At 46.1% G+C, this 13,816-nt stretch carries 9 protein-coding genes; 8 read left to right on the forward strand and 1 reads right to left on the reverse strand.

Translation table 11 applies throughout. The features are described 5' to 3' along the window. The first annotated feature begins 191 nt into the window (after positions 1–191). From JMX03_RS06685 to mmsB, 8 genes are all read left to right on the forward strand, one after another. Positions 192–1,391, forward strand: a complete 1,200-nt coding sequence (locus tag JMX03_RS06685; protein ID WP_201595405.1) for an MFS transporter — start codon at positions 192–194, stop codon at positions 1,389–1,391. 256 nt (positions 1,392–1,647) lie between these two features. Then, positions 1,648–3,318, forward strand: a complete 1,671-nt coding sequence (locus JMX03_RS06690; protein WP_201595407.1) for a fatty acid--CoA ligase — start codon at positions 1,648–1,650, stop codon at positions 3,316–3,318. Positions 3,319–3,553: 235 nt separating this feature from the next. Further along, positions 3,554–5,584, forward strand: a complete 2,031-nt coding sequence (locus JMX03_RS06695; protein WP_201595409.1) for a propionate--CoA ligase — start codon at positions 3,554–3,556, stop codon at positions 5,582–5,584. A gap of 231 nt (positions 5,585–5,815) precedes the next feature. After that, entirely contained in the window at positions 5,816–7,300 is a 1,485-nt protein-coding gene (locus tag JMX03_RS06700) for a CoA-acylating methylmalonate-semialdehyde dehydrogenase (protein WP_201595412.1), read from the forward strand. Positions 7,301–7,494: 194 nt separating this feature from the next. Then, positions 7,495–8,655, forward strand: coding sequence for an acyl-CoA dehydrogenase family protein (locus JMX03_RS06705; RefSeq protein ID WP_201595414.1), 1,161 nt, complete (start codon positions 7,495–7,497; stop codon positions 8,653–8,655). A gap of 214 nt (positions 8,656–8,869) precedes the next feature. Continuing rightward, complete coding sequence (locus tag JMX03_RS06710) at positions 8,870–9,652, forward strand: enoyl-CoA hydratase (RefSeq protein WP_201595416.1); 783 nt, start codon at positions 8,870–8,872, stop codon at positions 9,650–9,652. A gap of 154 nt (positions 9,653–9,806) precedes the next feature. Further along, on the forward strand, positions 9,807–11,060 hold the full coding sequence (locus JMX03_RS06715) for an enoyl-CoA hydratase/isomerase family protein (protein WP_201595418.1): 1,254 nt from the start codon (positions 9,807–9,809) through the stop codon (positions 11,058–11,060). 256 nt (positions 11,061–11,316) lie between these two features. Then, positions 11,317–12,258: a 3-hydroxyisobutyrate dehydrogenase gene (gene mmsB / locus JMX03_RS06720; protein WP_201595420.1), complete on the forward strand. Its 942-nt coding sequence runs from the start codon at positions 11,317–11,319 to the stop codon at positions 12,256–12,258. A 102-nt stretch (positions 12,259–12,360) separates the two neighbouring features. Here the strand turns inward: mmsB and JMX03_RS06725 are convergent, their stop codons facing one another. After that, on the reverse strand, positions 12,361–13,119 hold the full coding sequence (locus JMX03_RS06725; protein WP_201595422.1) for an IclR family transcriptional regulator: 759 nt from the start codon (positions 13,117–13,119) through the stop codon (positions 12,361–12,363). Positions 13,120–13,816 lie beyond the last annotated feature (697 nt).

Genomic DNA, 13,816 nt, shown 5'->3' on the forward strand with positions numbered 1-13,816 from the left:
TGTCTGACTCATAATGCATACATCGGTTTTTTTAATCCTTCTATTTTTTAAAAAGTAAGCTATGCTCTTAGCCATTGAGTTAATAAAATAAAAATACCTCTCATAAATCAAAATACCTTTCTTATGAATCTAATCCATAGCACCTACAGAACAACTCATACAATAGTGCTTAGCCAAATGGTGCGTCAGTAATGTCATTACCCATACCTACTTCTCAAAGTCAGTCGCCCTCTTGGGTTTTAAAGCTCACCATTGGTTTAATCGGCATGTTTGCCTTTTTGCAGGTCTATGCCATTCAAGCACTACTACCTGTACTGATGGTGGACTTTTCTGCAACCGAGGTGCAGGCAGGGATGGTCGTAGGCGCTACGGTGATGGCGATTGCAATCATGTCGCCATTTTTGGGCATGCTTTCTGATGCTATTGGTCGCAAGTCTTTCATTGTAGGTGCGTTATTGTTTTTAGCCATACCCACAGCGCTGATTGCTCAAAGTCCTACCATAGGTTGGCTCGGATTCTGGCGTTTTTTGCAAGGGCTATCTGTGCCTGGTATTACGGTGGTGACCATCGCTTACATAGGTGAAGAGTTTGAGGGACGAGCCGTGGCAGAGCTGATGTCGTTTTATGTCTCAGGCTCGGTATTTGGCGGTTTTATGGGGCGTTTTTTGCTCGGTCATTTGCATGAGTTTATCGGTTGGCGTCATGGGTATTATGTGATGGCAGCCATGACGCTGATAGGTGCGTTATGGGTAGGTAAGATGCTGCCGTCATCGCGCTGCTTTGAAGCCAATCCAAACTTTCGCTCAGCGATACAGACACTTGGCGAGCATCTGACCAATCGCTATGTGGTGACCGCCTGCTTGTTGGGCGGCTGTGTGTTGTTTTCGCTAGTAGGCTGCTTTACGTTTATTAATTTGCATCTTGCCGAGACTCCATACGAGCTGAGCACTGGGCAATTGGCGAATATTTTTGCAGTCTATCTCATTGGTGTGATTATTACGCCTTTAACGACATCATTGCTGCGTAAGTTTGGGGCGGCACGGATCGTGCGAGTCGCTGTTCTAATTTCAACGATAGGGGTTCTTTTGACACTGGTCACGCCGCTTTGGGGGGTGATTGCTGGTCTCATTATCATGTCATCGGGCGTTTTTATTACGCAATCAGCGACCATCAGTTATATTGCGGTCAATGTCAAAAAGGGACGCTCATTGGCATCTGGGCTGTATTACATGGCTTATTATGCAGGCGGCACTATGGGGGCGTGGATTTGCGGGATTGCTTATGCGCGCGGAGAGTGGCAGCTCACGGTTTGGTTGTTATTGTTCGTACAGATATTGGCGCTACTGGTTGCAAGCTTTGGCATGGTAAAAAGAAAAATGCAACCTGCCTAATAGGTGAGCTCGAAGCAGCCTTTGATAAGTTAAGCATGGACTAACACCCACTGATAAAGAGTAGAAGTATTATTTGTAGACACTGAGTTCAGCTTGACTTACGAGAGTATGCTTTACAGGGTATTGGTTTTTTCTTACTATCAATAAACACTATGGATTGTGTGTTTGCGTGTCATTACTAATGACTATTATTAAGTGGAAGCAAATGCTTATGTCATGCCTGTGTTCTTTTCAATGACCCACAAGGAAGTAAAAAATGTCCGATATCTATAAAAGTGCGCCATCAGCCTATGAGTTTCCGCTGCTTATTAAACAACTATTAAACCGTACCAAGACGGTGTCCTTAGAGCAAGAAATTATATATGCCGATAAAAAACGCTTAACTTACAAAGATCTGTTTGCGCGTATCAATCGCTTGGCGAACGTCTTAGCTGATCTAAACTTGGCAGCGGGGGATGTCGTAGCAGTGATGGATTGGGATAGCCATCGTTATCTTGAGTCTTACTTTGCCGTGCCTATGTCACAGTACGTCTTGCAGACAGTCAATATTAGACTGTCACCCGAGAAGGTGCTGTACACCATTAACCATGCCAAACCCAAAGTATTAATGCTGAACTCTGAGTTTGCCGCCTTGGTAAAAGACTATCAGTTTGAGAACTCGAGTATTGAGCATATCATTTGGCTTGATGACAATGGTATTACGGTTGAAGGCGTGTTTGGAGACAATCAAGGCCGCGTCATCGGTGAGTATGAAGCGCTTTTAGAAGCTGCTGACAGCACTTTTGACTTCCCTGACTTTGATGAAAACACCATTGCCACGACTTTTTATACCTCAGGTACGACAGGTGATCCAAAAGGGGCGTACTTTAGCCATCGCCAGCTGGTATTACATACCCTCACAGAAGCGGCGTCGCTTGGTATGTTGCCAAACAAACAAGGTGTCAGCTACGGTGATGTATATATGCCGATGACGCCGATGTTCCACGTGCATGCATGGGGCTTTCCATTTACTGCCACCATGATTGGCCTCAAGCAAGTATATCCTGGGCGCTATGCCCCTGATACTTTGCTAGATTTAATCTTGAACGAAAAGGTAAGTATTACCCACTGTGTACCTACGATATTGCAAATGGTACTCAAGGAGGCGCAAGATCGAGATGCCAACTTTAATGGTCTAAAAATGATCATAGGAGGCTCAAGATTGACAGAAGGCTTAGCCAAGAGCGCACTGGCACAAGGTATCGAAGTCTATACGGGTTACGGTATGTCAGAGACGGCGCCCTTGATTAGCTTGACTGACTTTAGCCTTGATGAGCCTGAGATGTCTGAGGAAGAAGACATCACTCGGCGCTGTATGACGGGTAAGCCAGTCCTCATGGTCGATGCACAAGTCTGGGATACTGACAATAATTCGGTGGGTCTCGGTAAAGAAAACACTGGCGAGTTGGTACTAAGAGCGCCTTGGCTCACCCAAAGCTACTTCAAAAATGACGATGCAGGTACTGAGCTGTGGGAAAATGGCTATATGCATACCCAAGATATCGCCTATATGCACCCCGATGGCTACATCAAAATCACTGATCGTCTCAAGGACGTGATTAAATCGGGTGGTGAGTGGATTTCATCGTTAGAGATAGAAACGATATTGTCCTTACATCCATCAGTAGATGACGTATCAGTGATAGGCATACGTGATAAGCAGTGGGGCGAGCGCCCATTAGCGTTGGTGGTACTTAAGCCTGGCAAAGAAGATACCACTGCTGATGACATAATCGCCATTGCAGAGCAAGCTGTCAGCAAAGGTATCATTCCCAAATACGGTGTGCCCAGTGACTTTAAGTTCGTAGATGAGTTGCCGAAAACCTCAGTCGGTAAACACGATAAAAAGGTAATGCGTGAGATGTACGCCAATCAGACGGGTGTCTAATTACTCAACACGCCTAAGCACATAGCAGTTTATGCGCTTAACAGTTGACCTTTATCTATAGCTCTGCTACATTTTAAACCGATACACATTAAATCGATACATTGTGTATCGGTTTTCTGTTTTAGTTATTGACAGTAGGCATGGATAGCCTATGCTTCGTTACGATACCACTCGTAAGAAATGACCTTATTTTATGGTGTTGCACCATATTTCGTTTACGCTAAGGATAGCCACTATGAGCGAACAACCCACTAATAAAGCTTCTCAATCCCTATCAGACTCTCAGCATTCCCCATCCTTTGCTGATATTTATCAATCCTCTATTGATAATCGTGAGCAATTCTGGGCCGAGCAAGCCCAGCGCATCTATTGGCATAAAGAGCCTGAGCAAATCCTTGACGACAGCAACTTGCCTTTTGCCAGATGGTTCGTCGGCGGTGAGACCAACGTCTGTTATAACTGCGTTGATCGTCACTTGCCCGACCGTGCTGAGCAGGATGCTTTTATTTGGCTATCGTCCGAGATTAACCAAGAATTGATTGAGACCTTTCCTGCAGTCGTTGATGCTTTTAGTGATTTGGGCAATACCGTCGAGTTTTATACCGACTATACCAAGCGCCGTCTGACTTACAATGACCTTTATAAAGAGGTCAACTACTTTGCAGATGTCTTGCAGCGTCATGGGGTCGGCAAAGGTGATCGAGTCATTATCTATATGCCGATGATTTTGGAAGCGGCTTATGCCATGCTGGCCTGTACCCGTATTGGCGCGATACACTCAGTGGTTTTTGGCGGATTTGCCGCGCACAATCTGGCCCTTCGGATGGATGATGCTGAGGCAAAAATGCTCATCACCGTTGATGCAGGCTTACGTGGTGGTAAAATTATCAATTATAAAAACCTAATCAATCAAGGCGTTGAGCAAGCCAATCATAAACCAGAGCATGTCTTGGTCGTCAACCGTGGTATCTTGCCTTTTGAGTCACAGCCGATAGATGTCGATTATGCCACTGAGCGCCGTATCAGCTGTGACGCCAACGCTATCGTAGATCCTGTCTGGCTTGAGTCTAACGAACCTTCATATTTGCTTTATACCTCGGGCACCACTGGCACCCCAAAAGGTGTGCAGCGCGATACGGGCGGTCATGCGGTGGCGCTTACGACGTCTATAGACTATATCCATGATGGCAAAGCAGGCGAGACGTTTTGGACCATATCCGATGTGGGCTGGGCGGCAGGGCATTCCTATACTATTTATGCACCGCTGCTGGCGGGTATGACCAGTATCATGTATGAAGGCCTCCCGCATCGTCCCAATCCAGGTATTTGGTGGCGAATCGTTGAGGCCAATAAAGTAAACATATTGTTCACCGCACCAACTGGCGTGCGCATGCTCAAAAAGCAAGACGAGACGTGGATGACCCGCTATGATGTCTCAAGTCTCAAGTCCTTCTTTTTGGCTGGCGAGCCGCTTGATGAGTCGACTGCCAGCTGGCTGACTGAGCATTTGGGTGTACCCATCTTAGATCACTATTGGCAAACCGAATCGGGCTGGCCTATCTTAAGTCATACGCCAAAATTCAATCACAAACCGCACAAGCAAGGCTCTCCTGGTTATCCAATGTATGGCTATGATGCACATGTCATTAACGAAGAGACTGGCGAGCCTTGCGCCGCTGGGGAAAAGGGGCTGCTTGCTATTACTGCGCCGTTGCCACCAGGTTGTCTGACCACCGTATGGCGTAATGATGAGCGTTTTATCAGTAGTTATTTTAACTTATTTGATGGCAAGCAATACTCTACCTCAGATTATGCGGTCGTTGATGAGGATGGCTACTTCCATATCTTGGGTCGTACTGATGATGTGATTAATGTGGCAGGGCACAGAATAGGCACACAAGAGATTGAGGAGGCGATTAGCACGCATCCTGAGATCATAGAATGTGCGGTGGTCGGTATTGCAGATGAGCTAAAAGGCGAATTGCCCATTGCCTTTTGTATGCTCAAAGATCATGAACAAGTCGCAACCACCGAAAACCGCTTTCGTCTTGAGCAGCAAATCATCGGAGCCGTGGTCAAGTCGCTTGGGGGTATCGCCCGTCCAGCAGCGGTTTATTTCACGCAAGCGCTACCAAAGACGCGCTCAGGTAAAATCCTACGCCGCTCTATTCGTGCATTAGCAGAAGATAAGCCAACGGGTGATATGTCAACGCTTGATAATCCACCTGCCATAGATGCGGTTAAACAGTCTATGAAGGATTATTAATGGATTCTTAATACTATGATCTATGAAAGCTCATGAGTCGTCATGGGCTTTTTTATTAAAATGCAATAAAGCACTTGACCCTAAATTCGATTTGTTGTTATAGTCAATAACGATACGAAATAAATCATTTTAAATAAAGTTTAATTAGCAGACGTATTTGGTTTTTAAGCTCTTTTATCAATATTAAGACGTCATATAATGGCAGTCTCGCAAACAAGATAAGGATATCTTATGCATCACGTTCAGCAGCTCATCAATGGCCAATTTGTGGAATCTAACACCAAAGAATGGATTGATATCACCGATCCTGCCACGCAAGAAGTCATCGCCAAGGTGCCACAAACCACCGACGATGAAATCAATCAAGCTGTCGCTGCCGCCCACGCCGCATTCCAAACGTGGCGCAAGACGCCAATCACCACGCGTGCACGTATCTTTTTAAAATATCAAGCCTTGATCCGTGAGCACATGGATGAGCTCGCAGAAATCCTAACCGCTGAGCAAGGCAAAACCATTGCCGATGCTAGAGGTGATGTATTCCGTGGTTTGGAAGTGGTCGAGCATGCAGCAGGCATTGCCAATCTACAGATTGGTGACTTTGTCGAAAACGTCGCCTCAGGCGTTGATACTTATAGCATATGGCAGCCACTTGGCGTTTGTGCAGGCATTACACCCTTTAACTTCCCAGCGATGATTCCGCTATGGATGTTCCCAATGGCAATTGCCACGGGTAATACTTTTATCTTAAAGCCTTCTGAGCAAGACCCAATGGTCACCATGCGTTTGGTCGAGCTAGCAGTGGAAGCGGGCGTACCTGAAGGTGTGCTAAACGTCGTACATGGCGGCAAGGCGACGGTTGATGCCATTTGTGATCACCCAGATATCAAAGCGGTTTCGTTTGTTGGTTCTACCGCTGTTGGGAAGCATGTCTACGAGCGCGCGAGCAAATCGGGCAAACGTGCCCAGTGCATGATGGGGGCTAAAAACCATGCCGTGATACTACCTGATGCCAATAAAGAACAAACGCTGAATCAATTGGCGGGCGCAGCCTTTGGTGCTGCCGGTCAGCGCTGTATGGCACTGTCCGTGGTGGTATTGGTTGGCGCAGCAGGGGAATGGGTGGACGATATTAAAGCCAAAGCAGAAGGCCTAGTGGTATCAGCAGGTAAGCATGATAAAGACTTAGGCCCACTGATTTCTCCTGCCGCAAAAGCCCGTGTTGAGCATTTAATCGGTACGGGTGTCGAAGAAGGAGCAAGCTTGGTGCTCGATGGTCGCGGTATCACTGTCGAAGGCTATGAGCAAGGTAACTTCGTAGGACCTACTATATTTGATAATGTCACTGCCGATATGCATATTTATCAGCAAGAAATCTTTGGCCCAGTGCTGTGCATCATGCGTGCAGCTGACCTTGATGAAGCGATTGAGCTACTGAATGCCAACCCACATGGTAATGGTACGGCTATCTTTACTCAGTCAGGGGCAGCCGCACACAAATTTCAACAGGATGTACAGGTCGGTCAAATCGGTGTTAACCTACCAATTCCCGTGCCGCTACCGATGTTCTCATTCTCAGGCTCGCGTGCCAGTAAGCTTGGTGATCTTGGCCCTTATGGTAAGCAGGCAGTACAGTTTTACACGCAAACGAAAACGGTTACCGCCCGTTGGTTTGATGATGAAGCCAGTCGCGGAGTCAATACCACTATTTCAATTTAATCAGCAAGGCTTGGTATTTGCGGTATAGCGTCCATTTCGCTTATTAATTGATTGTTTTTAATAGAGCATGGTTTTATCAATAGCGTTATGCCGCTGTTATACTGTAGACGTTGTTATACTGTATAAATCACATTGAATTGACGACTCATCAAACCTGAGCCACTTATTTGCTATGCACGTACAAGGATGACCTTATGGATTTTTCATTGACCGAAGACCAAATCGCCTTTCGCCAAACCGCCAGACAGTTTGCCTTAAAGGAGCTAAAGCCAAACGCGGCTGAATGGGATCGTACCTCACATTTTCCAATCGATGTCATCAAAAAATCAGGCGAGCTGGGTTTCTTAGGGCTGTATACCAACCCAGACTATGATGGCTTAGGGCTACCGCGCTTAGACTCTGCCATGGTGTTTGAGGAGCTGGCATGGGGTGATACGGCCGTTGCTGCCTATATGAGTATTCATAATATGGCGGGCTGGATGATCGGTGAGTATGGCAGCGATGTTTTGTGCAAAAAATATTTGCCCAATATGGTCAGCGGTGAGTGGCTTGGCAGCTACTGCTTAACTGAGCCCAATGCTGGTTCTGATGCGGCTTCATTACGCACCAAAGCCGACAAACAAGGCGACTATTATGTGCTCAATGGCGAGAAAACCTTCATCTCAGGCGCAGGCTCGACCGATGTATTGGTGGTCATGGCACGTACAGGCGGTGCAGGGCCAAAAGGTGTATCAGCATTTGTGGTAGATGCTGATAGCGCTGGTATCGAATATGGCAAAAACGAGCATAAAATGGGCTGGAAAGCACAGCCAACGCGCACCATCAGCTTCAAAGATGTCAAAGTCCCAGCAGAAAATTTAATCGGTGAGGAAGGTCAAGGCTTTCGTATCGCCATGAAAGGCTTGGATGGTGGCCGTATCAATATCGGTATCTGTGCGGTAGGTACCGCGCAGTCAGCGCTAGAGACCGCAACCAATTACGTGCAAGAGCGTAGCCAGTTTGGTAGTCCGATTGCAAGCTTGCAGTCAGTACAATTTAAACTTGCTGATATGCTCACCCAGACCATTACCGCAAGGCAAATGCTTTATTTGGCAGCTGATAAAGTCGATAACAATGATTCGCAAGCCTCTACCTACTGCGCGATGGCAAAGCGTCTCTCCACTGATCTTTGTTTCGATGTCGCCAATGAGGCCTTACAGCTGCATGGTGGCTATGGCTATCTAAGTGAATACCCGCTTGAGCGCCACGTGCGTGATCTGCGTGTGCATCAAATACTAGAAGGTACCAATGAAATCATGCGCGTGATTGTCTCGCGTCAGCTCATGCAAGATGATGCATTGAGCCAGTTGCGCTAGATACTATGTCAGCTTTTACCTGACTCTGAACTTATTATGAACTATCGTAGGCTGTGGCTTTAGCCCAGCTTGGAAACTTTACAGAAGCAAAATGCTGGGCTAAAGCCACAGCCTACACCGATAATTTTAGAATAGTTGAGAGTGGAGTAACTTTTATAACTTATTATCGCTATCACTAAATCATAGCAAATTCAGATAAAATAAAGGATTATTTATGACGGATTATACCAACCTGAAACTCTCGATTGACGGTCATACCGCCACCGTGACACTCAATAACCCACCCGCGCATACCTGGACGATGGAAAGTTTGCCAGCGCTCAAGCAGCTCGTTACTGACCTGAATGCCAATGATGATGTCTATGCTTTGATCATTCATGGTGACGGCGAGAAGTTCTTTTCAGCTGGTGCTGATCTAAACAACTTCTCCGACGGTGACAAAGGCCGAGCGATCAGCATGGCCATTGCTTTTGGTGAAGCGTTTGAAGCCTTGTCAGCTTATCGCGGTGTCAGTATCGCGGTCATCAACGGCTATGCCATGGGCGGCGGGCTTGAGTGTGCGTTGGCCTGTGATATCCGTATCGCAGAAGACCATGCACAGATGGCGCTGCCAGAGACAGGCGTTGGACTTTTACCTTGCGCAGGCGGTACGCAAAATCTGCCTTTGCTCGTTGGTGAAGGCTGGGCGAAGCGCATGATATTGTGCGGTGAGCGCGTCGATGCCGATACCGCACTGCGTATTGGTTTGGTTGAGGAAGTCGTGGCTAAAGGCGAAGGGCTACAAGCAGCACAGAAGCTTGCGCAAAAAGTCGCTAAGCAGTCACCCGTCGCTGTCAGCTACTCTAAAACACTTATTCAAGCTGCGAGAGATACCCCGCCTGCTCAAAACCTTATTAATGAGCGCGAAGCCTTTGTGAAGTTATTTGATACCAAAGATCAGCGTGAAGGCGTGCAAGCATTCTTAGAAAAGCGCAAACCTAATTGGCAAAATAAATAGATGGTAACTTGTAATTATTTCACCCCATTTTCAACTAGCTAGCTTTTTTTGACGTAGGCTGGGTTTTTAACCCAGCATTGTAATTCTGCAAAGTCTTGATGCTGGGTTAAAAACCCAGCCTACAAACTCATTCTAACTTTTGTAGGTCTTTTTTATGACAGCAACGAATAACAATAATCAACAGTCCACAGAAAACACCGAGCAACAAGCGCCAGTATTGTTCAATACCGAGCCAACAGATTGTGGGCATCTGCTTGGGATAATGACGTTAAATATGCCAAAGTCTCTCAATGCGCTTAGCGTTGAGATGTGTCAGTTATTATCACAGCAACTAGATGAGTGGCAAAGTGATGAGCAGGTAGTGGCACTGGTACTAAAGGGCGCAGGCGACAAGGCATTCTGTGCTGGCGGCGATATCCGTAAGCTCTATGACAGCATGTCAGAGACGGCACCGATGCCAAACCCTTATGCCACAGAGTTTTTTGGTAATGAGTATAGTCTCTATCGGCAGATGCACTTTTACCCGAAGCCCATCATCCTTTGGGGCGATGGCATTATCATGGGTGGCGGTATGGGGCTGATGGCGGCTTGCAGTCATCGTCTGGTCACCGAGCGCACGCGCTTTGCCATGCCTGAGGTGACCATTGGATTATTCCCTGATGCCTCTGGCAGTTGGTTTTTGCAGCGTATGCCAGCCAAAACTGGTCTGTTCCTAGGTCTTACTGGTGCCATGTGTAATGGTAACGATGCCATACTCTCTAACCTTGCAGAGTATGCCGTCGCTAGCAGTGATTATGATGCCATCATCCAGCGCCTGAAACAGAGCGATTGGCAAGCCGCAGCGAACAGCCCAGACAAATGCCACAACAATAGCGCTCATAGTATCGTTAGTCGTGCACTGGCAGCGCAGCCTGTCGCTGAGTTACCTGCTAGCAAGTTAGCAACCTATTGGCATCCTATCGGACAGCTGATGAATAGTGGCGGATTGGGCGATATTGATGAGCTGCTACAAAGCGATGAGGCGTTATCCAAGCTTGATGCAGATTTTGCAGCAGATAGCTGGACGCAGCGGGCAGTGGCAACTTATCGAGCAGGCTGTCCAGTGACGGTGGCTTTGACCTATGCGCTCTATCATAAAGTCACTGACTTATCGCTAGAGCAAGTCCTATATCTTGAAGCCAACGTAGCAGTACACTGTGCCGCCAATCCAGACTTTAAGGAAGGCGTCCGTGCATTACTGATAGACAAAGACCGCAATCCAAAGTGGTCACGTTCGTTGGCAGAGTGTCTCAGCGCAGAGGGGCAAGCGTACATCCATCAGCACTTTGTAAACCCTTATGCTAAGGGTGAGCATCCTTTGGGAGATTGGCTAGGGGATAAAGCCCTAGGCAGTCAATGTGTCCGCTGATTACTAGGGTCTGTTGAACATTCAAATATTAGGGCTGCTGATATAGTCGATGCACTTTAACAAGAACATAGCGCTACTGGGGTGCTATCTTTTGAAGTACAGTTGCGCAGCCTCTGTGATAACAGCACGCAAGTAAAATTTATACCAGTAGCGCGCTTAAATTTATGTAACAGTTTTATTTTCAACTGACTATAGATAAAATCAGTAATTAAATTTATACAATAGACTAATAATAAAGTCATCAAGGAGTGATGCTATGACTACAAGAGATGCAACTTCAAGCGAAGGTAAGACCAGCAAGCCAAGAATTTGTTTTATCGGTCTGGGTAATATGGGTGCGCCAATGGCGGAAAACTTGTTAAAAGCAGGTTATACGCTGAAGGTTTATGATTTGTCAGCAGAGGCGACCCAGCGCTTGCAGCAAGCAGGTGCCAGCGTAGCTAGTAGTCCTGAAGACGCTGCAAGCAATGCGCAAGTTGTGATCAGTATGTTGCCTGCTGGTCGACATGTACATGCGGTGTTCTTGGGTGATAGTGGTTCGAACGGCTTACTCTCAACCTTGCCCAAAGGCACACTGGTCATCGATAGCAGTACCATAGCCGCTGCTGATGCGCGTAAGGTAGCAGATGAGGCCACTAAGCTTGGCATAGGTTTCTTGGACGCGCCAGTATCTGGTGGTACTGGCGGTGCTATCGCAGGGACTCTGACCTTCATCGTTGGTGGTCAGCCAGCGGCATTTGCCAAAGCTAAGCCGATACTGGATGTGATGGGCAAAAACATCTTCCATGCTGGCGATCACGGTGCTGGACAAGTTGCCAAGATCTGTAACAACATGATGCTAGGTATCTTGATGGCAGGCACCGCAGAAGCCATCAATTTGGGTGTCAAAAACGGTCTGGATGCCAAGGTGCTATCAGATATCATGCTGCAAAGCTCAGGTCGTAACTGGGCGTTAGAGGTCTATAACCCTTATCCGCAAGTGATGGAAAACGTCCCATCGAGCAACAGTTATAAAGGCGGGTTTATGGCCAATTTGATGCAAAAGGATCTCAATCTGGCGATGGAAACAGCCAAAGATACTGGTGCTAAGACCCCGATGGGTGCCAAAGCCACTGAGCTTTATGACGCGCATGTGGTGGAGCATGGGGAAAAGGATTTTTCTAGTATCATGGCGCTGCACGATAGCTCAGTTCTCTAGTCTACTGTGCGTCAGCTTCTTTAAACTCAATAAAAAACGGTCTGCGTTATCATCGATAGCGCAGACCGTTTTTTATTGAAAAGTATATTTTGAGGACAGACCCTAGTCTTGCAGTTCATAAACAAGTGCTTGGATGTCCCTTGCAGCAGCTTGTAAGCGTGGCACATGGACCATTAGCTCATCTAGCGTTATCCGTATGGTGGGCGCATGCACGTACAATGATGCCAAATAGCGTGATTTTTTGTCTAATATAGGTACCGATATCGCTACCATCTCTGAGATAAACTCCTCATTATCAACGCCGATGCCCGTTTTGGCAATATTATCCAGCTCAGTATTTAGCGTCTCAATATCTATGATGGTGTTTTTGGTAAACTTAGTTAAAGGCAGGTTTCGTAGCATCTTACGGCGGCTAGCCTCTGACAGCTGGCTTAGATAGAGCTTGCCAGTAGCAGTGCACCACATGGGTGACTTTGCGCCGACTGGTAAGTAGATTTGCAGTGGTAGAGAGGTCGCTACGCGATTGCTATAGACCATATCCATATGATAGGGAATGCCAATACCGCAAGTCTCTTCGATATCATCAACCAACTTTTGCAAAATAACTTGCCGCTCGTTAAAAAACTGCCGCTGCTGCCAGAGTGCCACGCTTAGATTGCGTACACGCTTACCAGGGATAATGCCGCCACCGATATCCACCGCGACAAAGCCTTCTTCGACCAAGTTTTGAATCAAACGATGAATGGTTGGTTTGGGAATATCAAGCTCTTGCGACAGCTCAAGGGGAGTGATGGGTTTGGGGGCATAAGATACCGCTTCTATAATCTCTAATACACGGGTAATCGATGACACTTTAGGCATAAGAATAGCTCGAAGATAATGAATAAAAAGTAACCCAAGTACAGAGCATTAGCACATTAATTGGTAATATAAACGACATATCATAGCTATCTTATTTAGATATCCTTTATAATCTATGACGTGATGACTGCATCATGTACATTTTAACCAATTTTTCAATTAATTAAAATGATATAAAACAAATCATTTATACGTTTTTGGCATTTATAAAAACCTCAAGCGATATACAACTGAGATATAAGCGAGATATCGAGAAAAAAACATGAGTTTGTTTACAATCTGCCTGTATATGTAACCCTTGATACGTCAACTCACAAAGTATAACAACATAGAGCCCTAGGTAATATAACTACTACTGAGTTATGTGACAAATCATAGTATAATCAATGTATTAAATAAGCGAAAACCTCTAATACTTGATTGCACGATTTCTCATAGATGGCTTTATGTATATGATTGGCTGTTACGCGAACAATAATAAAACCGTTCCGATAAGAAGCTGTCAGTCGATGCGTATTTCTCTTTGATACCGCTGAGTTACTTTGGGAGTATCGTGTAACCGAATTTCGATGTTTGGCGGGTTCAAGTAGTAATTATTACAATACCTATGCAATCTTTACATAATGGTAAATAAAATGTGCGTATATAGGGGTGACTTTTTGAGCCAAAATTGTTTTAATCGCCTCAACAAAATGAT

It is taken from the genome of Psychrobacter fulvigenes (genome assembly GCF_904846155.1).
GTDB classification, from domain to species: Bacteria; Pseudomonadota; Gammaproteobacteria; order Pseudomonadales; family Moraxellaceae; genus Psychrobacter; species Psychrobacter fulvigenes.